This window comes from Pseudomonas sp. GM17, from assembly GCF_000282175.2.
Classification (GTDB): domain Bacteria; phylum Pseudomonadota; class Gammaproteobacteria; order Pseudomonadales; family Pseudomonadaceae; genus Aquipseudomonas; species Aquipseudomonas chlororaphis.
The window spans coordinates 231,229-250,556 of record NZ_CP124732.1 but is presented as its reverse complement, the minus strand read 5'-3'; the positions used below and the strand labels follow the sequence as shown (position 1 = coordinate 250,556).

Below are 19,328 nucleotides of genomic sequence, written 5' to 3'. Positions count from 1 at the left end.
GGAATTGGGGAACGCTATGGATATCACTGAGTTGCTGGCCTTCAGCGTCAAACAGGGCGCTTCGGACCTGCACCTCTCGGCCGGTTTGCCGCCGATGATTCGTATCGACGGCGATATTCGCCGGATCAACCTGCCGGTGCTGGAGGCGCAACAGGTGCACGAGCTGATCCTGGCCAGCATGACTGATCCGCAGCGGGCCGAGTTCAAGGCCGCGCTGGAGATCGACTTTTCCTTCTCGGTGCCGGGTCTGGCGCGCTTTCGGGTCAATGCCTTCAACCATCAGCGCGGCGGTGGCGCGGTCTTTCGCAGCATTGCGGCCAAGGTACCGAGCCTGGACGAACTGGGCATGGGCGAGGTGTTTCGCCGGATCAGCGAAGTGCCCCGCGGCCTGGTGCTGGTGACCGGGCCGACCGGTTCGGGCAAGTCGACCACCCTGGCGGCGATGATCGATCACCTGAATCAGCACCGGCACCAGCACATCCTCACCATCGAGGACCCCATCGAGTTCATCCACGAATCGAAGAAGTGCCTGATCAACCAGCGCGAGGTGCATCGCGACACCCGCAGCTTCTCCACGGCCCTGCGCTCGGCCCTGCGCGAAGACCCGGATGTGATTCTGGTGGGGGAAATGCGCGATCTGGAAACCATCCGCTTGGCGCTGACCGCCGCGGAGACCGGGCATCTGGTGTTCGGCACCCTGCACACCACGTCGGCGGCGAAAACCGTGGACCGGGTGGTGGACGTGTTTCCGGCCGAGGAGAAGGCGATGGTTCGCTCCATGCTCTCGGAGTCGCTGCAGGCGGTGGTTTCCCAGGCGCTGGTGAAGCGTATCGGCGGAGGCCGGGTAGCGGCTCACGAGATCATGCTGGGCAGCGCGGCGATCCGTAACCTGATCCGCGAGGACAAAGTGGCGCAGATGTACTCGGCGATCCAGACCGGCGGGGCGCTGGGGATGCAGACCCTGGACATGAGCCTGAAGACGCTGGTGGATGCGGGGTTGGTCAGCCGGGAGCACGCCCGGGAAAAGGCGCGGGCGCCGGACAGTATTTGAAGAGGTATCGGGGCGGCCAATGCAATCGCGAGCCATCGAGCGTGGTGGCTCGATGACTCGCGATCAGGGAGAGCGATCAGCGCTGAACGATGCGCAGGGTGTTCTGCTCTTTTGGCAGGACCCGCTTGGCCACTACGTAGTTCTTGTCCCAGTACGGCTTCTTCAGGGTATCGATGGTCACCGACTTGCCGCGGCGCGGCGCGTGGATGAAGCGATCGTTGCCCAGGTAGATGGCGACGTGGTTGACCCGGCGGCTCTTGAGGTTGAAGAACAGCAGGTCGCCAGGCTTGAGGTCCTTGCGCTCGACTTTCTGCCCGTGACCGCTGGCCATGGCGTTCGAGGTGCGTGGCAGATCGACGGCGGCGACGTCGTTGAACGCGTATTTCACCAGGCCGCTGCAGTCGAAGCCTTTACTTGGGCTGCTGCCGCCCCAACGGTAAGGGGTACCCAGTACGTTGACGGCACGGCTGAGCACGGTGCTGCTCTGCTTGGCCGCCATCTGCGGTACCGGCTTGCTGCTGACGCTGCTCAGGTGAGTCGGGCGTTTGACCGACAGCTTGTTCTTGGAGCTGTTCTTGCTGATTTGGGTGACGTGGGCTTTTGGAGTGAAGCCGTTCACGTTGGGAAGACGTTGCTCACGATTGGTGGCGTGGGCGGCCAGTGGCATCAATAGGCAAATGGTTAGCCATGTCTTGAAAAATGGACGCATTAGGCAAGGCTCATATGGGTTAGCGCGCAACTTTATAACAGCTTTTTTGTCACTTCTCAGGCCGTTGGTCGATTCAACCTGGAGGTCAAATTCGCTGAAGAGGCGGCAAATTGACGCAATTGTCTGACAGAAGTCAGGCAGTACAAGGGTTTCATGGCAGCGACCTTAACATTTGCCATACGTCGGTTGCCTGTAAAAAAGTCACAAAGAATTAAAGAAAATTTATCTATTGCGTGGAACGAGGTACTCAATGAACACCTATCGCCCGGACGGTTCGACCCATGACACCCACAGCAAGGTGATCGGTTACCTGTTGTGGATTTTCGGTTTTACCGGCTCTCACCGCTTCTATTACGGCAAGCCGGTTACCGGAACCATCTGGTTTTTCACCCTGGGCTTGCTGGGCATCGGCTGGCTGATCGACCTGTTCCTGATCCCGGCCATGGACCGTGAGGCCGACCTGCGTTTTACCCCGGGACCCATCGAATACAGCGTCGCCTGGATCCTCCTGACCTTTCTCGGGATCTTCGGCGTGCACCGCATGTATCAGGGCAAATGGATCAGCGGCCTGCTGTACCTGCTGACTGGCGGGGTGTTCTTTCTGGGGGTCTTGTATGACTTCTGGACGCTGAACGACCAGGTGTCGTTGCGTAACGCGCAGCGGCGTTGAATACAGGAGCGCCATCGCGAGCAAGCTCGCTCCTACAGAAGAAGTGCGGCGCCAATGGGGTCTGCGCCGTACCTGTAGGAGCGAGCTTGCTCGCGATCATGGCCGTCAGCCCTTGTGGCTGATCCGCCCATCCACCAGGGTGTAACGCACCACGCCCGGCAGGCTATGGCCGAGGAACGGGCAGTTCTCGCCTTTCGACAACCAGTGTTCGCCAGCCACGGTGGACGTGCTCGGGTCGAACAGCACCAGGTCCGCCGGAGCGCCCACCGCCAGCTTGCCGGCTGGCAGGCGCAGGGCGTCGGCCGGGCCGCTGCTCAGGCGGGCCAGCAGGGTCGGCAGGTCGAGCAGGCCGTCTTCCACCAGGGTCATGGCCAGCGGCAGCAGCAGCTCGACGCTGCTGATGCCCGGCTCGGTGGCGCCGAAAGGCGCCAGCTTGGCGTCGCGTTCGTGGGGCTGGTGATGGCTGGAGATGGCCTGGACCACCCCGGACTTCACGGCCTCGCGCAGGCCTTCGCGGTCGGCGCGCGAGCGCAGCGGTGGCTGGACGTGATAGAGGCTGGAGAAGTCGATCAGCGCGTCGTCAGTGAGGATCAGCTGGTACAGGGCCACGTCGGCGGTCACCGGCAGGCCGCGGGCCTGGGCCTGGGCGATCAGGGCCACGCCCCGGGCGCTGGTCAGCTGGCTGAAGTGGGCGCGCACGCCGCTTTGCTCCACCAGCAGCAGGTCACGGGCCAGGGCCACGGTTTCCGCGGTTTCCGGAATGCCCGGCAGGCCGAGGAAGCTGGCGGTGGCGCCTTCGTGGGCCAGGCCGCCTTCGGCCAGGTCGCGGTCCTGGGAGTGGAAAATCACCGTCAGGTCGAAGGTCGCCGCGTATTCCAGCGCCCGGCACAGGGTGCGGGTGCTGCGAAAGCCATCCAGGCCGTTGCCGAAGGCCACGCAACCGGCGTCGCGCAGGGCGATCAGCTCGGCCAGCTGTTCGCCGTCCAGGCCTTTGCTCAGGGCGCCGATCGGGAACACCTTGGTGTTGCCGGCCTCGCGGGCGCGATCGAGGATCAGCTCGGCCACCGCCGAGGTGTCCAGCACCGGCTTGGTGCGCGGCGGGCAGCACAGGCTGGTGACGCCACCGGCCGCGGCGGCGCGGGTTTCGCTGGCGATGGTGCCTTTGCGGCTGTAGCCCGGCTCGCGCAGGGAGACGTTCAGGTCCACCAGCCCGGGCGCGGCCACCAGGCCCTTGGCGTCGAGGCTTTCAACCGCGCTGAAACCGGCGGGCGCGGCGCCGATGGCGACGATCTTGCCGGCTTCCAGATGGATATCGCTGACTTGATCCAGGCCGCTGCTTGGATCGATGACACGGGCGCCGAGAATGCTGAGCTTCACTGGGCGTTCTCCTGCTCGAATTGTCGCTGGGCGGTCTGCCCGCTCATGGCCATGGACAGTACGGCCATGCGTACCGCGATGCCGTAGGTCACCTGGTTGAGGATCACCGAGTGCGGACCGTCGGCCACCGCCGATTCGATCTCCACGCCGCGGTTGATCGGGCCCGGGTGCATGACGATGGCGTCCGGCTTGGCGCCGGCCAGGCGCGCGGTGGTCAGGCCGAACAGGCGGTAGAACTCGCCCTCGCTCGGCAGCAGGCCGCCCTGCATGCGCTCGCGCTGCAGGCGCAGCATGATCACCACGTCGACATCTTTCAGGCCTTCGGCCATGTCGGTGTAGACCTTCACTCCGTATTGCTCGATGCCGATCGGCAGCAGGGTCTTGGGCGCGATCACGCGGATGTCCGGGCACCCCAGGGTTTTCAGGGCCAGCATGTTCGAGCGCGCCACCCGCGAGTGCAGGATGTCGCCGACGATGGCCACCGAGAGGTTTTCGAAACCGCCCTTGTGCCGACGGATGGTGAGCATGTCGAGCATGCCCTGGGTCGGGTGGGCGTGGCGGCCGTCGCCGCCGTTGATGATCGCCACCTGCGGGCACACATGCTCGGCGATGAAGTGCGCGGCGCCGGAGTCGCCGTGGCGCACGACGAACATGTCGGCGGCCATGGCTTCGAGGTTGCGCAGGGTGTCGAGCAGGGTTTCACCCTTGCTGGCCGAGGAGGTGGACACGTTGAGCGTGATCACGTCCGCCGACAGGCGCTGGGCCGCCAGTTCGAAGGTGGTGCGGGTACGGGTGGAGTTTTCGAAGAACACGTTGCACACGGTCTTGCCGCGCAGCAAAGGGACTTTCTTCACCGCCCGGGCGCCGACTTCGAGGAAGGAGTCGGCGGTGTCGAGGATTTCCGTCAGCAGCTCGCGACGCAGACCGTCGAGCGAGAGGAAGTGGCGCAGCTGGCCCTGATCGTTGAGCTGCAGCGGGCGCTTGGCGTCTAGAGGCGTCATCGCAATGGACTCTTTAGAGGGGCGAATTAAAGGGCGAGGTCTTGAAGCTCGAGTTGAAGCGGCGCAGGACCGGACAATTTTACCCGCTCGTGGGCGGCCAGCGACAGGGTGGCGCCGACCACGTTCGGACGAATCGGCAGCTCGGCGGCGTCCAGGTCCAGCAGGCAGACCAGGGTCACGCTGGCCGGGCGGCCGTAGTCGAACAGCTCGTTGAGGGCAGCGCGGATGGTGCGGCCGCTCATCAGCACGTCGTCGATCAGGATCAGGTGCTGGCCCTCGATCTCGAACGGCAGCTCGGAAGGGCGCACTTGCGGATGCAGGCCGTTCTGGCTGAAGTCGTCGCGGTAGAAGGACACATCCAGGGTGCCCAGCGGCGCGTCGCTGCCCAGTTCGGCGAGCAGGGCCTGGGCGACCCAGACGCCGCCGGTACGGATGCCGATATAGCGGGGCTCGCTGATGGCGCGTTGTTCCAGGTGGGCGGTGAGACGCACGGCCATCTGGCTGATCAGTTCGGCGGGATTGGGCAGGCTCATGATTGCTCCTTCGTGGGCCCGCGCCTGGTTGCATGCAGCAAGGCGCAGGGTCTTACGGCTGGTGTTGTGGCCAGGAGGCGCGTGGCCGGGGGTTGACCACGCATCTTCAGGATTCGGCGTTTCAGTTGTTCAACAGCGCTGCGTTTTCGTCGAGCCAGCCTTGCAGCAGCAGGGCGGCGGCGATGGCGTCGACCGGGTTGTCGCGGTAACTGCCTTTCTGGCCGCCGCGGGCCAGGCGTTCGCCCTTGGCCTCGAAGGTGGTCAGGCGTTCGTCATGGGTATAGAAGGGCAGGTTGTAGCGGCCATTGAGGCGCCGGGCGAATTTCTCGGCGCGCACGCACATCTCGCTCGGGGTGCCGTCCATGTTCAATGGCAGGCCGACCACCACCGCATCCGGCTTCCATTCCTTGATCAGGGCTTCGACCTGGTTCCAGTCCGGCACGCCGTTCTGCGCCTTCAGGGTGCACAGCTCGCGGGCCTGGCCGGTGATGACCTGGCCGACCGCCACGCCGATCTGCTTGGTGCCGTAGTCGAACCCGAGGATCAGTCGTAGGGCCATCAGGCGTGGCCCGCCTGACTGGTCAGCAGGGCGAGGTTGATACCCAGGTGCTTGGCCGCCGCCTCCAGGCGCAGTTCGCTGCTGGTGTTGAACAGGATGTCGGCGTCGAACGGGCAGGTCAGCCAGGCGTTGTCCGCCAGCTCGGCTTCCAGCTGCCCGGCTTCCCAGCCGGCATAACCGAGGGCGATCAGGCTTTTGGCCGGACCGACGCCATCGGCGATGGCGAACAGCACGTCCTGGGACGTCGACAGCGACAGGCCATCAAGCTCGACCGTGGCCTGGAAGGTCGGGCCGCTGGGGTGCAGGACAAAACCGCGATCGGTCTGCACCGGGCCGCCGATGAAGATCGGCACATGCTGGCAGAGCGCTGGCGGGTCGATCTCGGGGCGCAATTGCTCGAGGATATCGGCGAGGTTCAGGTCCTGCGGACGGTTGACCACCAACCCCATGGCGCCATTGGCATTGTGCTCGACGATGTAGGTCAAGGTGTGCGCAAAGTTCGGGTCGGCCATGTGCGGCATGGCGATCAGGAAGTGATGCTTGAGGTAGCTGGGGCTGACGTTTTTCATGAGCGCTAGTGTGGCGGTGGAGGGGCGAACTGACAAGCTGGGGATGTGTGGCTCCGGGCATTTTGCTCGGCCTTTTGCGGCGGTGCCGGCGTCGGCGCCATCGCGAGCAAGCTCGCTCCTACAGGGATGGCGCAGGACCTGTAGGAGCGAGCTTGCTCGCGATAAGGCCAGGCGGACGGTTTCGCCCTGGGATCAGTTGCTGGACAGCCGGTCGCCGCGGGCGAACTTCCAGGTGCGGATGATCTCCAGGCGGTCGATATCCGACAGGTCGCCGGTAAAGGGCGCGAACGGTGCCGCCAGGCGCACGATGCGTTGCGCCGCCTGGTCCAGCAGCGGCTGGCCGGAGGACTCCAGCACCAGCACCTCGTACAGAGAACCGTCGCGGTTGATCGAGACCATCAGCCGCAGGTTGCCGTAGATCTGCTTGCGCCGGGCTTCTTCCGGGTAGTTGAGGTTGCCGATGCGCTCGACCTTCTTGCGCCACTCGTCCTTGTACCAGGCGCCCTTGTCGCGCATGGTCGAGGCCGCGCTCAGGCGGTGGATGCGCGGGCGCTTGGCGTACAGCTGCTGCTCCTGGGCCAGTTCGGCCTCCAGGCTGGCGATGTCGCTGGACAGCTGCTCGCTGTCGAACGTCGGCACGGGAACCTTGGGTTTGGCCTCGGTCTTGACCTCTTCACGCTTGGTGACGGTCTTTTTCGGCTTCGGCGCGGTGGTGGCGACCGCGGCCTTGGGCGCGGCTTCCTTGACCTCGGTCTTGGCCGGAGGCGGCGGGGTGACCTTGTTCACCTTGTTTTCCTGGAACGGCGCCACTTCGGTGGTCTTCGGGATCGCTTTCTTGTCCAGGGTGCCGCTGCCTTGCTGGTTTTCCTGGGCGAGAAAATCGGCCTTCTTCGGCTTGGTCTCGCTCTTGAAGGTGGCCAGGGTGATTTCCAGGGTCTTGCTGATCTGCTTGGGTTCGGCGAAGGAGAAGCCCAGGCCGAGAATCAGCGCGATATGCAGCAGGGCGGCCAGGAACAGGGTAAACCCCAGGCGATCGGCCGGGCGCACGCCGCTGTGAGCCAGCTCGGGGGGCAGATCGGAAGGGAGAGCCATCAGCGGTTTACAAACGTCATCAGCGGTTCACAAAAGTCATCAGCGGTTCAACATCACAAAAAGCATCACAAGACCAACATCGCGCGTTTCACAGGCGGCGCATGATAACGCAATGTTGGTTTCAAGCCGTAAGCCTCAAGCTTCAAGCGACAAGCTGCATGTGACGCCGATCAAGCTTGTGGCTTGCGGCTCGCGGCTTGCAGCTTCTTCTCGATGGCATCCATCAGCATTGCGCCGATGTTGGTGCCAAAGGCGTTGTCGATCTCGCGGATGCAGGTCGGGCTGGTGACGTTGATTTCGGTCAGGTGCTCGCCGATCACGTCGAGCCCCACGAACAGCAGGCCTTTCTCGCGCAGGGTCGGGCCGACCTGTGCGGCGATCCAGCGATCTTTCTCGGTCAGCGGCCGGGCTTCGCCACGGCCACCGGCAGCGAGGTTGCCACGGGTTTCACCCTGGGCGGGAATCCGCGCCAGGCAGTAATCCACAGGTTCGCCGTCGATCATCAGGATGCGTTTGTCGCCATCGACGATGGCCGGCAGGTACTCCTGGATCATGATCTGCTGCTTGCCGTGCTGGGTCAGGGTTTCGAGGATCACCGAGAGGTTCGGGTGGCCGGCGGTGTGACGGAAGATCGACGAACCGCCCATGCCGTCCAGCGGCTTGAGGATCACGTCGCCGTGATGGTCGGCGAATTCGCGCAACACGTCCGGACGACGGCTGACGATGGTCGGCGGCGTGCACTGCGGGAACAGGGTGGCGAACAGCTTTTCATTGCAGTCACGCAGGCTCTGCGGCTTGTTGACCACCAGCACGCCGTCGCGCTCGGCCTGTTCCAGCAGGTAGGTGGAGTAGACGAACTCCATGTCGAACGGTGGGTCCTTGCGCATCAGGATCACGTCCAGCTCGCTCAGGGCGCTGTCGGTCTCGGCTTCCAGTTCGAACCACTTGTGCGGGTCGGCGAACACCTTCAGCGGACGCATCCGCGCCCGGGCCACGCCACCGGTCGCCTGGTACAGGTCGCGCTGTTCCATATAGAACAGGGTCCAGCCGCGCTCCTGGGCGGCCAGCAGCATGGCCAGCGAGCTGTCCTTCTTATAGGAGATGCTGGCGATAGGGTCCATGACAATCCCGACGCGAACGCTCATGGGCGGTTTCCTCGAAAATTAGTGGGCGCAATGGCTTGCAAAATTGGCGTCAGAGTGGCGTCCGGGCGGTTCCCGGTCAAGGAAAAACCACCGCGCCGGTCGGCCGATAGATTGCATGGGGAGAGTATGCTAAAAAGGCTCGCATGCCGTGCTCAGGCCTTGAACATCAAGGGCTTGAGGCATTGGCCACCAGTACGGGCAGAAAATCGATTCGCTGTGGCGATGGTAGAGCAGATATGGAACAGCAATCCAGCGCCCTCAAGGTGATGGTGATCGATGATTCGAAGACGATTCGCCGCACGGCCGAAACGCTGCTGAAGAATGTGGGCTGTGAAGTCATTACCGCGGTCGACGGTTTCGAGGCGCTGGCCAAGATCGCCGACAACCACCCGGGCATCATTTTCGTCGACATCATGATGCCGCGGCTCGATGGCTATCAGACCTGCGCGTTGATCAAGAACAACAGCGCGTTCAAGTCCACGCCGGTGATTATGCTGTCCTCCAAGGACGGTCTGTTCGACAAGGCCAAGGGTCGCATCGTCGGCTCTGACCAGTTTTTGACCAAGCCTTTCAGCAAGGAAGAGCTGCTGAGCGCGATCAAGGCCCATGTGCCGGGGTTCGCCGCAGTAGAACAAGCACATTGAGGTTCGGCCAGCGGGCCGCACGCCTATTCGTATGGGGAAGACCATGGCTCGTATTCTGATCGTCGATGACTCGCCGACTGAAATGTACAAACTGACCGGCATGCTGGAAAAGCACGGCCATGAAGTCCTGAAGGCCGAAAACGGCGCCGACGGCGTGGCCCTGGCGCGCCAGGAAAAGCCCGACGCGGTCCTGATGGACATCGTCATGCCCGGCCTCAATGGTTTCCAGGCTACCCGTCAGTTGACCAAGGACGCGGAAACCAGCCATATCCCGGTGATCATCATCACCACCAAGGATCAGGAAACCGACAAGGTCTGGGGTACTCGCCAGGGCGCCAAGGATTACCTGACCAAGCCGGTCGACGAAGACACCCTGATCAAGACCCTGAACAGCGTCCTGGCCGGCTGACCGCCCGCGCCATGGCCGAGTCGCAAACCGCCTTCGAACTGCTGCTCGAGATCGACCAGCGCTGCCGCCTGCTGGCAGCCGACCTGCCTTCCCAGGAAACCCGCCAGCACGGCTGGAGCGGTATCGGCTTTCGCATCGGCGAGCATTGGTATGTGGCGCCGATGGGCGAAGTCAGCGAAGTCCTGCACGAGCCCCGTTACACCCTGCTGCCCGGGGTCAAGCCCTGGGTGAAAGGCGTAGCCAACCTGCGCGGACGGCTGCTGCCGATCATGGACCTGTGCGGGTTCTTCGGCCATGAGCTGTCGGCCCTGCGCAAGCAGCGGCGGGTGCTGGTGGTCGAGCACAAAGAGGTGTTCGCCGGCTTGATGGTGGACGAGGTGGCCGGCATGCAGCACTTCGAGCAGAGCAGCCTGGAAACCGCGGCCAGCGCTAGCGAACAGGGCGCCATCACGCCGTACCTGCGCGGGTATTTCCCCTGTGAGCCGGTCTGGTGGGTATTCAGTCCCTTCGCCCTGGCGCAGTCGCCGGGGTTCCTGGATGTGGCGCTATAGGCGCGAGCCTTGCTCGCGATGAATATTGCGCGATGAACCTGCAGGACCGCGCCGTCCATGGCGCGGGCAACAGAACAACCGGAATTCAGGTGTGCAGATGCTAAAAGCCAACCCAGGCAAGCCAATGGAAGGATCGCGCAGCCGCTCGCAGATCATCGTGCTGTTCATCGCCCTGATCGTGTTCATCATGCTGCTGTTCGCCAACTTCGCTTACCTCAACACCCAGGCCACGTACGACAAGCAGTACATCGGCCACGCCGGCGAGTTGCGGGTGCTGTCCCAGCGCATCGCCAAGAATGCCACGGAAGCCGCGGCGGGCAAGGCCGCGGCATTCAAGCTGCTGGGCGATGCGCGCAACGATTTCGCCCAGCGCTGGGGCTACCTGAAAAAAGGCGACCCGGCCACCGGGCTGCCCGCCGCGCCGGTGGCGGTGCGTCAGGAAATGCGCGCGGTGCAGCAGGACTGGGACAAGCTGCTGCACAACGCTGACGCGATCCTGGCCAGCGAACAGACCGTATTGTCCCTGCATCAGGTGGCCGCGACCCTGGCGGAAACCGTGCCGCAGTTGCAGGTCGAGTATGAAAAAGTCGTGGAGATCCTCCTGCAACGCGGCGCTCCGGCCGCTCAGGTGGCCATGGCGCAACGCCAGTCGTTGCTCGCCGAGCGCATTCTCGGTGCGGTGAATACTGTGCTGGCCGGCGACGAAAACGCGGTGCAGGCCGCGGATGTCTTCGGCCGTGACGCGGCGCGCTTCGGCCAGGTGCTCAGCGGCATGCTCCAGGGCAATCCGACCCTGAAGATCAGCCAGGTCGAGGACCGCGATGCGCGGGCGCGCCTGACCGAGATCAGCGAGCTGTTCCAGTTCGTCTCCGGCTCAGTGGACGAAATCCTCGAAACCTCCCCCGAGCTGTTCCAGGTCCGCGAGTCGGCGAGCAATATCTTCAGCCTGTCGCAGACCCTGCTCGACGAGGCCTCGCACCTGGCCATCGGCTTCGAGAACCTGGCCGGCGGCCGTTCGCTGGACACCATCGGCGGTTATGTCCTGGGCCTGGCGGCGCTGGCCTCGATCATCCTCATTGGCCTGGTGATGGTGCGGGAAACCAATCGCCAACTGCACGAGACCGCGGAGAAGAACGAGCGCAACCAGAACGCGATCATGCGTTTGCTGGACGAGATCGAAGACCTGGCCGACGGCGACCTCACCGTGACCGCCTCGGTGACCGAGGACTTCACCGGCACCATCGCCGACTCGATCAACTATTCCGTGGACCAGCTGCGCGACCTGGTGGCGACCATCAACCTCACCGCCGGCCAGGTCGCCGGCGCGGTGCAGGAAACCCAGGCCACCGCAATGCAACTGGCCGAAGCCTCGGAGCATCAGGCCCAGCAGATTTCCGAAGCCTCCACCGCGATCAACGAAATGGCCCAGTCGATCGATCAGGTGTCGGCCAACGCCGCCGAGTCCTCGGCGGTGGCCGAGCGTTCGGTGGAGATCGCCAACAAGGGCAACGAGGTGGTGCACAACACCATCCACGGCATGGACAACATCCGCGAGCAGATCCAGGACACTGCCAAGCGCATCAAGCGCCTGGGCGAGTCGTCCCAGGAAATTGGCGACATTGTCAGCCTGATCGATGATATTGCCGACCAGACCAATATCCTCGCCCTCAACGCGGCGATCCAGGCCTCCATGGCCGGGGATGCCGGGCGCGGCTTCGCGGTGGTGGCCGATGAGGTGCAGCGCCTGGCGGAACGTTCTTCGGCGGCGACCCGGCAGATCGAGACCCTGGTGCGGGCGATCCAGACCGACACCAACGAGGCGGTGATCTCCATGGAGCAGACCACCTCGGAAGTGGTGCGCGGCGCCCGGCTGGCGCAGGATGCCGGGGTGGCCCTGGAAGAAATCGAAGGCGTCTCCAAGACCCTGGCGGCGCTGATCCAGAGCATCTCCAACGCCGCCCAGCAGCAGACGTCGTCGGCCGGACAGATATCCTTGACCATGAACGTGATCCAGCAGATCACTTCACAGACTTCGTCCGGCTCGACCGCGACGGCCGAGAGCATCGGCAACCTGGCGAAAATGGCCAGCCAGCTGCGGCGCTCGGTGTCCGGTTTCACCTTGCCGGCCGGTCGCGAGCAGACGCCGCGGGACAACCGCTGAGGCCGGAGCACGACTTTGATGGGAATGGTAATGGGTGATCGGCACGACTATGTGGCCCTGGAATGGGTCAAGGGCGAAATTGCCGAAACGCTGAAGCAGGCCCACCAGGCGCTCGATCATCTGGTCGACGAGCCGCAGGCGGTGGAAGCGCTCGAGCAGTGCCTGGACTGCATCCATCAGGTCCACGGCAGCCTGCAGATGGTCGAGTTCTATGGGGCGGCGCTGCTCGCCGAAGAAATGGAAGCCCTGACCCTGGCCCTGCGCGAGCACCGCGTGGCCCAGCGGGACGAGGCGATCTATCTGCTGCGCCAAGCTATCAGCCAGTTGCCGCAGTACCTCGACCGAGTGCAAAGCGCGCGTCGCGACCTGCCGTTGGTGGTGTTGCCGCTGCTCAACGACCTGCGCAGCGCCCGGGGCGAAGGCCTGCTGAGCGAAACCAGCCTGTTCAGCCCGCAGCTGCCGGACCTGCCGGCGCTGGACCAGGCGGCACTGAACCGCCTGGCGCCCCCCGACCTGACCATCCTGCTGCGCAAGTTGCGGCACATGCTGCAAACCGCGCTGGTCGACCTGCTGCGCGAACAGGATGTGAAAAACAGCCTGGGCTACATGGCCAAGGTCTTCGAGCGCCTCCAGGTGTTGTGCCAGAACGCCCCGCTGGGGCCCTTGTGGCAGATCGCCCTGGCCCTGGTGGAAGGAATGGGCAGCGGGGCGATCGCCAACAGCCCGGCGGTGCGCAGCCTGCTCAAGGATGCCGACCGCGAACTCAAGCGTCTCTATGAACAAGGCATCGCCGGGGTCAACCAGGCGGCCCCCGACGAACTGCTGAAAAGCCTGCTGTTTTACATCGCCAAGGCCCGCTACCCCACCGCGCAGATGCAGACCATGAAAGACACCTACGGACTCGATGACGCTTTGCCCGACAATGCGCTGGTCGACCAGGAGCGGGCGCGCATGGCCGGTCCCGACCGCGACGCCATGCGCTCGGTGCTGGCGGCCCTGTGCGAAGAGCTGGTGCGGGTCAAGGAACGCCTGGACCTGTTCGTGCGCAGCGACCGCCAGCACGCGTCGGACCTGGACAGCCTGCTGGCGCCCCTGCGGCAGATCGCCGACACCCTGGCGGTGTTGGGTTTCGGTCAGCCGCGCAAGGTCATCATCGACCAGCTGGCGGTGGTGCTGAGCCTGGCCCAGGGCCAGCGCGAACCGAATGACGCGGTGCTGATGGATGTGGCCGGGGCCCTGTTGTATGTCGAGGCGACCCTGGCCGGCATGGTCGGCCCGGCCGAACCCGAGAGCCGCGAAGAAAGCCGCCTGCCGACCACCGACCTGACCCAGATCCACCAACTGGTGATCAAGGAGGCGCGGATCTGCCTGCAACAGGCCAAGGACCTGATCGTCGACTACATCGACGCCGGTTGGGACCGTGAACACTTGCAGGCGCTGCCGGAGCTGCTGACCCAGGTGCGCGGCGCCCTGGCGATGATTCCCCTGGGCCGTGCGGCGGGCCTGCTGCAAGCCTGCATCGGCTTTGTGCGCGAACACCTGCTGCTGGACCCGCGTCAGCCCGGCTGGCAGCAGCTGGACAATCTGGCCGACGTGATTACCAGCATCGAGTATTACCTGGAGCGCCTGAGCGACGATCCCCAGGCGCCGGGGGAAAAGATTCTCGACGTGGCCGAGCAGGGCCTGGCCGCGCTGGGCTATGCGCCACAAAAGCGGGCGCCGGACGAGTGGCTGCCGAACGAACAGGTGCCGCTGCTCAGCGATGTGCTCAGCCCCAACGAAGCCCTGGTGATGCAGGACCTGCAGGAGCTGGACAGCCCGGAAGTGGCGCAGTCCCTGGCCGATGTACTGGCCAGCCCGGTCTCGGCGCTCAACCCGCCAGCGCTGGACACGCCGGGCAGCCTGTTGCCGCCGCCGGGTGATGAAACGCCGGTGGACGACGAACTGCGCGAAGTCTTCCTCGAAGAGACCGACGAAGTGCTCGACGTGCTGCGCGAGTACCTGCCGCGCTGGGTCGCCGAGCCCCACGGCAAGGCGGCGCTGGGCGAACTGCGCCGGGCCTTCCACACCCTCAAGGGCAGCGGGCGGATGGTGCGCGCGCTGGTGCTGGGCGAGCTGGCCTGGGCCGTGGAGAACCTGCTCAACCGGGTCCTGGAACACAGCGTGGAACCGGGGCCGCAGGTGCGGCAATTGCTTGAAGAGGTCGTGCAGTTGCTGCCGGAGCTGGTCGCCGAGTTCGCCGCCCAGGCCCAGCGCCAGCGCGACGATGTCGACCGCCTGGCTGCCCGGGCGCATGCCCTGGCCAAGGGCGACACGGCGTCGCTAGACGGCTTGGCAGACGAGCTCGACCCGCAGTTGCTGGAGATCTTCCGCAACGAGGCCGAAACCCATCTGGAGAGCATCAAGCGCTTTCTCGAGCAGGCTGCCGAGCACCTGCCGCTGCAGGCCAGCGACGAATTGCAGCGCGCCTTGCACACCCTCAAGGGCAGCGCCTACATGGCCGGCGTGCTGCCGATCGCCGAGCTGGCGGCGCCGCTGGACCTGCTGGCCCGGGAATACCGCGCGCACCTGATGGCCCTGGACCTGGACGAGGTCGAGCTGCTGCTGGAGGCTGAAGGCCTGTTTCGCCGCAGCCTGCAACAGCTGGGCAGCGATCCGCTGGCGCCCATCGAAGGCGCCGCCGACCTGATCGAACGGGTCAAGGCACTGACCGCCGAGCGCCTGGAAAGCCTGCTCAGCGCGCCCAATACCGGGCTGCGGGTCAAGCGCGATGCGCAGTTGATCAGCAGCTTCCTGGCCCAGGGCATGGACATCCTGCTGGATGCCGAAAACCTGCTGCGCCGCTGGCAACAGCACCCCGGCGAGCGCCAGGAGCTCAGCGCACTGCTGGACGAGTTGACCACCCTTGGCGAAGGCGCGCACCTGGCGGACCTGCAGCCGATGGATGAGCTGTGCGAAGCGCTGCTGGACCTGTACGGCGCCGTGGAAGAAAGCAGCCTGGCGGTGGGCGAACGGTTTTTCCATGAGGCGGAAAACGCCCACGAAGCCCTGATCAACATGCTCGACGAACTGGCCGCCGGCCAGGAAGTCAGCCCGCAACCGGCCATGGTCCGGGCCTTGCGCGAACTGCTCGAGGAGAGCCTCGACCCGTCGGCCATGGGCCTGATCCGCAGCGACGGCAGCCGCACCCTGAGCATCACCGACCTGGCCAGTGCCACCGCCGAGATGGAGCAGGGGGCGCAGATCGAGGTGGAGGAGCCGGATGACGAGATCGTGGCGATCTTCCTCGAAGAGGCGATGGATATTCTCGAAAGCGCCGGCCAGGCCTTGCAGCGCTGGCTGGCCGACCCGGACAACGGTGCGCCGCTGTCTTCCCTGCAGCGCGACCTGCACACCCTCAAGGGCGGCGCGCGCATGGCCGAAGTCGGGCCGGTGGGCGACCTGGCCCAGGAACTGGAGAATCTCTACGAAGGCCTGGTGGATCGCCGGTACCAGCATGGCGAGGCCTTGGTCGATCTGCTGCAACGCAGCCATGCGCAACTGGCGCTGCTGTTGCAGCAATTGCAGGCACAGCAAGCGCTGAGCGACCCCAAGGCGCTGATCGAAGCGATCCGCGGTTTTCGCCAGCGCAGCGGGGTCACCAGCGAGGTGTCCGAGGCCGCGGTGACCGACGATTCGGCGGCCCACGATCCGGAGCTGCTGGAGATCTTCCTCGAAGAAGGCTTCGACATCCTCGACAGTTCCGGCGCGGCGCTGACGCGCTGGCAGGCCGAGCCGGCCAGCCGCCAGGAAGTGGAAACCCTGCTGCGCGACCTGCACACCCTCAAGGGCGGTGCGCGCATGGTGGAGATCGTGCCGATCGGCGATCTGGCCCATGAACTGGAGTTTCTCTATGAGGGCCTGTCCGCGGGTCTGCTGCAACCGAGCCCTGCGCTGTTCGGCCTGTTGCAGAAAAGCCAGGACCGCCTGGCGCAGATGCTCGACGCCGCCCGCGCCGAGCAACCGATCAAGCCGGCCGACAGCCTGATCGAGGCGATTCGCGGCTTTACTCATCCGGCCCAGGCCGAAGCGCTGCCTCTGTTGCTGCCCGACCTTAGCCCGCAGAGCAAGCCCGAACCGCCGGTGGCGCAGGCGGAAGCCGCGGTGGCCGGGGATATGGTCAAGGTCTCGGCCGAGTTGCTGGACGACCTGGTCAACCTGGCCGGGGAAACCTCAATCTTCCGCGGGCGCATCGAGCAACAGGTCAACGATGCGCGGGTGGCCCTGAGCGAAATGGAAACTACCATCGAGCGTATCCGCGACCAGTTGCGCCGTCTGGACACCGAAACCCAGGGGCGGATTCTCAGCCGCCAGCAGGTCGAGGCCGAGCGCCTGGGCTACGAGGAATTCGACCCGCTGGAGATGGACCGCCATTCGCAGTTGCAGCAACTGTCGCGGGCCCTGTTCGAGTCGGCGTCCGACCTGCTCGACCTCAAGGAAACCCTGGACCGGCGCAACCAGGACGCGGAAAACCTGTTGCAGCAGCAAGGGCGGGTCAATACCGAATTGCAGGAAGGCCTGATGCGCACGCGCATGGTGCCGTTCGAGCGCCTGGTACCGCGCCTCAAGCGCATCGTCCGCCAGGTGGCGGAGGAGTTGGGCAAGGATGTCTCGTTCAGCGTCGGCAACGCCGAGGGCGAGATGGACCGCAACGTGCTGGAGCGCATGGTTGCGCCCTTGGAGCACATGCTGCGCAACGCCGTCGATCATGGCCTGGAGTCCGCCGAGGTGCGCCGTGCCTCGGGCAAGCCGGAGCAGGGGCGGATCACCCTGGACCTGTCCCACGAAGGCGGCGATATCGTCTTCGACATGCGCGACGACGGCGCCGGGGTGCCGCTGGAGGCGGTGCGGCGCAAGGCGATCAAGCGTGGCCTGCTCGCCCCCAATGCCGAGATCAGCGACCGTGACGTGCTGCAATTCATCATGCAGCCGGGGTTTTCCACGGCGGAGAAAATCACCCAGATTTCCGGGCGCGGGGTGGGCATGGACGTGGTCCATGAAGAGGTGCGCCAGCTCGGCGGCTCGATGACCATCGACTCGATCCCGGGGCAGGGCGTGCATTTCCGCATCCGCCTGCCGTTCACCCTGTCGGTCAACCGCGCGCTGATGGTGCAGTGCCTGGAGGAGCAGTACGCGATCCCGCTGAACACCATCGAAGGCATCGTGCGGGTGCTGCCCAACGAATTGGAAAGCTACTACCAACTCGACTCGCCCCATTACCAGTACGCCGGCCAGCGTTATGAGCTGTGTTACCTCGGCGAGCTGCTGCACACCGTGGCCCGGCCGAAACTGCTGGGGCAGAGCCTGCCGCTGCCGGTGCTGCTGGTGCATTACAACGAACACCGGATTGCCGTGCAGGTGGATGCCATGGCCGGCACCCGGGAGATTGTGGTCAAGAGCCTGGGACCGCAGTTCGCGGCGGTGCAGGGCCTGTCCGGCGCGACCATCCTCGGCGATGGCCGGGTGGTGCTGATCCTCGATCTGCTGGCGCATATCCGCGCCCTGCAAACGCGCTTGCCGGCGCCGCGCATGGCGGCCGGCGACGAAGTGATTGCCGAGGTCGAACCGCTGCGGCCGAGGCTGGTGCTGGTGGTCGACGATTCGGTGACGGTGCGCAAGGTCACCAGCCGCCTGCTGGAACGCCACGGCATGAACGTGCTGACCGCCAAGGACGGGGTCGACGCCATGGCGCTGTTGCAGGAACACACCCCGGACCTGATGCTGCTGGACATCGAGATGCCGCGCATGGACGGCTTCGAGGTGGCGATGCAGGTGCGCGCCGACCCGCGCCTGCACCAGCTGCCGATCATCATGATCACTTCGCGCACCGGCCAGAAGCACCGCGACCGGGCCATGGCCATCGGCGTCAACGACTACCTCGGCAAGCCTTACCAGGAGTCGGTGCTGCTGGAGAGCATCGCCCAGTGGAGCAGACCCCATGCATGACTACCGCGCCAGCTTCCTCACCGGACTGCTGCTGCCCTTGGCCGACCGCACTCTGATCCTGCCCAACGTCGCGGTGGCCGAATTGATCGACTATCAACGCGGCGAGCCGGCCAGCGACGCGCCGCCCTGGTACCTGCGTTCTGTTGCCTGGCGCGACCGCCAGTTGCCGCTGATCAGCTTCGAGGCCGCTTGCGGCCAGCCCCTGGCCATTGGCGAGCGCGCCCGCATCGTCGTGCTCAATACCCTGGGCGGTCGCGAGCGCCTGAAGTTCATCGCCCTGGTGATCCAGGGCATCCCGCGCTCCTGCCGGCTCGACAGCCAGCTGAGCTACGTCGACGTGCCGCTGTGCCGGCTGGAGAAGGCCGCGGTACAGGTGGGGGAGCAGGTGGTGAAGATTCCGGATCTGTTGGGGTTGGAGGAGATGCTGGTGAAGGCGGGGTTGTCCTAGGTCCTGTCGAGCGGCTTGATCGTTCCCTTTTGGGGACTGATGGGGCGCCACTGATCTGGAGGAGCGGCCGGTTGACGTTCGATTGCCTGTGATGGCCTCGCTACTGATGTTGGACGGTGTACATATCCATTCCTGCGGTCACGGCTACTTATGGTTCCGCCCTTACGGCGGGTCACTTTTGGCAAACGCCCGGAATGCCGGCCCAGCCAAAAGTAACCAAAAGGTCTCGCCCCTGGCGTACGGCCTTCGCTGCGCTCAGGTTCCCTCGCTCCGGCGTCCATCAGGGGGCATCGACTCCGGTCGGCTTCGCTTCGACCTCCATACGATGCCCTCGACTGCGTCGAGGGGCGCTGCGCGCCATCCCCCTGATGAACACCTCCGCTCGGCCTCCCGATGGGGCGGGTAGATCAAGATCAAAAGCTGG

Annotated in this window: 16 protein-coding genes; 8 read left to right on the top strand and 8 right to left on the bottom strand. The window is 65.0% G+C overall.

Going from position 1 to position 19,328, the window contains the following annotated elements:
• Positions 1-16 precede the first annotated feature (16 nt).
• Positions 17-1,051, top strand: coding sequence for a type IV pilus twitching motility protein PilT (locus PMI20_RS01110; RefSeq protein ID WP_007929982.1), 1,035 nt, complete (start codon positions 17-19; stop codon positions 1,049-1,051).
• A gap of 76 nt (positions 1,052-1,127) precedes the next feature.
• Here the strand turns inward: PMI20_RS01110 and PMI20_RS01105 are convergent, their stop codons facing one another.
• Positions 1,128-1,760: a C40 family peptidase gene (locus PMI20_RS01105; protein WP_007929981.1), complete on the bottom strand. Its 633-nt coding sequence runs from the start codon at positions 1,758-1,760 to the stop codon at positions 1,128-1,130.
• A 250-nt stretch (positions 1,761-2,010) separates the two neighbouring features.
• Between PMI20_RS01105 and PMI20_RS01100 the strand changes: the two genes are divergently transcribed.
• The gene (locus PMI20_RS01100; RefSeq protein WP_007929980.1) at positions 2,011-2,430 is read left to right on the top strand and encodes an NINE protein; all 420 of its coding nucleotides are present in this window, start codon (positions 2,011-2,013) and stop codon (positions 2,428-2,430) included.
• A gap of 105 nt (positions 2,431-2,535) precedes the next feature.
• Here the strand turns inward: PMI20_RS01100 and PMI20_RS01095 are convergent, their stop codons facing one another.
• The 7 genes from PMI20_RS01095 to gshB all read right to left on the bottom strand — a co-directional run bounded on the left by PMI20_RS01095 (position 2,536) and on the right by gshB (position 8,706).
• Positions 2,536-3,807: a dihydroorotase gene (locus PMI20_RS01095; protein WP_007929979.1), complete on the bottom strand. Its 1,272-nt coding sequence runs from the start codon at positions 3,805-3,807 to the stop codon at positions 2,536-2,538.
• Entirely contained in the window at positions 3,804-4,808 is a 1,005-nt protein-coding gene (locus PMI20_RS01090) for an aspartate carbamoyltransferase catalytic subunit (protein ID WP_007929978.1), read from the bottom strand. The genes PMI20_RS01095 and PMI20_RS01090 overlap by 4 nt, the downstream gene beginning before the upstream one ends.
• Before the next feature lie 26 nt (positions 4,809-4,834).
• Complete coding sequence (pyrR, locus tag PMI20_RS01085; RefSeq protein ID WP_007929976.1) at positions 4,835-5,341, bottom strand: bifunctional pyr operon transcriptional regulator/uracil phosphoribosyltransferase PyrR; 507 nt, start codon at positions 5,339-5,341, stop codon at positions 4,835-4,837.
• 121 nt (positions 5,342-5,462) lie between these two features.
• Positions 5,463-5,900 carry a Holliday junction resolvase RuvX gene (gene ruvX / locus PMI20_RS01080; protein ID WP_007929974.1) on the bottom strand — a complete coding sequence of 146 codons (438 nt, stop codon included), beginning with the start codon at positions 5,898-5,900 and terminating at the stop codon, positions 5,463-5,465.
• Positions 5,900-6,469: a YqgE/AlgH family protein gene (locus PMI20_RS01075; RefSeq protein ID WP_007929972.1), complete on the bottom strand. Its 570-nt coding sequence runs from the start codon at positions 6,467-6,469 to the stop codon at positions 5,900-5,902. The genes ruvX and PMI20_RS01075 overlap by 1 nt, the downstream gene beginning before the upstream one ends.
• Positions 6,470-6,661: 192 nt before the next feature.
• A complete protein-coding gene (locus PMI20_RS01070) occupies positions 6,662-7,561 on the bottom strand; it encodes an energy transducer TonB (RefSeq protein WP_007929970.1) in 900 nt (299 codons plus the stop codon).
• Between the two features lie 170 nt (positions 7,562-7,731).
• Positions 7,732-8,706, bottom strand: coding sequence for a glutathione synthase (gshB, locus tag PMI20_RS01065; RefSeq protein ID WP_007929968.1), 975 nt, complete (start codon positions 8,704-8,706; stop codon positions 7,732-7,734).
• 236 nt (positions 8,707-8,942) lie between these two features.
• Here gshB and pilG point away from each other — a divergent pair, with 236 nt between their 5' ends.
• The 6 genes from pilG to PMI20_RS01035 all read left to right on the top strand — a co-directional run bounded on the left by pilG (position 8,943) and on the right by PMI20_RS01035 (position 18,904).
• The gene (pilG, locus tag PMI20_RS01060) at positions 8,943-9,350 is read left to right on the top strand and encodes a twitching motility response regulator PilG (protein WP_007929962.1); all 408 of its coding nucleotides are present in this window, start codon (positions 8,943-8,945) and stop codon (positions 9,348-9,350) included.
• A gap of 43 nt (positions 9,351-9,393) precedes the next feature.
• A complete protein-coding gene (gene pilH / locus PMI20_RS01055) occupies positions 9,394-9,759 on the top strand; it encodes a twitching motility response regulator PilH (protein WP_007929961.1) in 366 nt (121 codons plus the stop codon).
• 11 nt (positions 9,760-9,770) lie between these two features.
• Positions 9,771-10,310: a chemotaxis protein CheW gene (locus tag PMI20_RS01050; protein ID WP_007929960.1), complete on the top strand. Its 540-nt coding sequence runs from the start codon at positions 9,771-9,773 to the stop codon at positions 10,308-10,310.
• 97 nt (positions 10,311-10,407) lie between these two features.
• Positions 10,408-12,471: a methyl-accepting chemotaxis protein gene (locus tag PMI20_RS01045; RefSeq protein WP_037035562.1), complete on the top strand. Its 2,064-nt coding sequence runs from the start codon at positions 10,408-10,410 to the stop codon at positions 12,469-12,471.
• Positions 12,472-12,501: 30 nt separating this feature from the next.
• On the top strand, positions 12,502-18,456 hold the full coding sequence (locus PMI20_RS01040; protein WP_037035559.1) for an Hpt domain-containing protein: 5,955 nt from the start codon (positions 12,502-12,504) through the stop codon (positions 18,454-18,456).
• A complete protein-coding gene (locus tag PMI20_RS01035) occupies positions 18,449-18,904 on the top strand; it encodes a chemotaxis protein CheW (RefSeq protein ID WP_007929955.1) in 456 nt (151 codons plus the stop codon). The genes PMI20_RS01040 and PMI20_RS01035 overlap by 8 nt, the downstream gene beginning before the upstream one ends.
• The last annotated feature ends 424 nt before the right edge of the window (positions 18,905-19,328 follow it).

Bases quoted from the DNA above. Each gene is read 5' to 3' on its own strand.
- PMI20_RS01050 (WP_007929960.1), top strand. From the start codon at position 9,771: ATGGCCGAGTCGCAAACCGCCTTCGAACTGCTGCTCGAGATCGACCAG.
- PMI20_RS01040 (WP_037035559.1), top strand. From the start codon at position 12,502: ATGGGTGATCGGCACGACTATGTGGCCCTGGAATGGGTCAAGGGCGAA.
- PMI20_RS01090 (WP_007929978.1), bottom strand. From the start codon at position 4,808: ATGACGCCTCTAGACGCCAAGCGCCCGCTGCAGCTCAACGATCAGGGC.
- pilH (WP_007929961.1), top strand. From the start codon at position 9,394: ATGGCTCGTATTCTGATCGTCGATGACTCGCCGACTGAAATGTACAAA.
- ruvX (WP_007929974.1), bottom strand. From the start codon at position 5,900: ATGGCCCTACGACTGATCCTCGGGTTCGACTACGGCACCAAGCAGATC.
- PMI20_RS01075 (WP_007929972.1), bottom strand. From the start codon at position 6,469: ATGAAAAACGTCAGCCCCAGCTACCTCAAGCATCACTTCCTGATCGCC.
- pilG (WP_007929962.1), top strand. From the start codon at position 8,943: ATGGAACAGCAATCCAGCGCCCTCAAGGTGATGGTGATCGATGATTCG.
- PMI20_RS01070 (WP_007929970.1), bottom strand. From the start codon at position 7,561: ATGGCTCTCCCTTCCGATCTGCCCCCCGAGCTGGCTCACAGCGGCGTG.
- PMI20_RS01100 (WP_007929980.1), top strand. From the start codon at position 2,011: ATGAACACCTATCGCCCGGACGGTTCGACCCATGACACCCACAGCAAG.
- PMI20_RS01035 (WP_007929955.1), top strand. From the start codon at position 18,449: ATGCATGACTACCGCGCCAGCTTCCTCACCGGACTGCTGCTGCCCTTG.
- pyrR (WP_007929976.1), bottom strand. From the start codon at position 5,341: ATGAGCCTGCCCAATCCCGCCGAACTGATCAGCCAGATGGCCGTGCGT.
- PMI20_RS01110 (WP_007929982.1), top strand. From the start codon at position 17: ATGGATATCACTGAGTTGCTGGCCTTCAGCGTCAAACAGGGCGCTTCG.
- PMI20_RS01045 (WP_037035562.1), top strand. From the start codon at position 10,408: ATGCTAAAAGCCAACCCAGGCAAGCCAATGGAAGGATCGCGCAGCCGC.
- gshB (WP_007929968.1), bottom strand. From the start codon at position 8,706: ATGAGCGTTCGCGTCGGGATTGTCATGGACCCTATCGCCAGCATCTCC.
- PMI20_RS01105 (WP_007929981.1), bottom strand. From the start codon at position 1,760: ATGCGTCCATTTTTCAAGACATGGCTAACCATTTGCCTATTGATGCCA.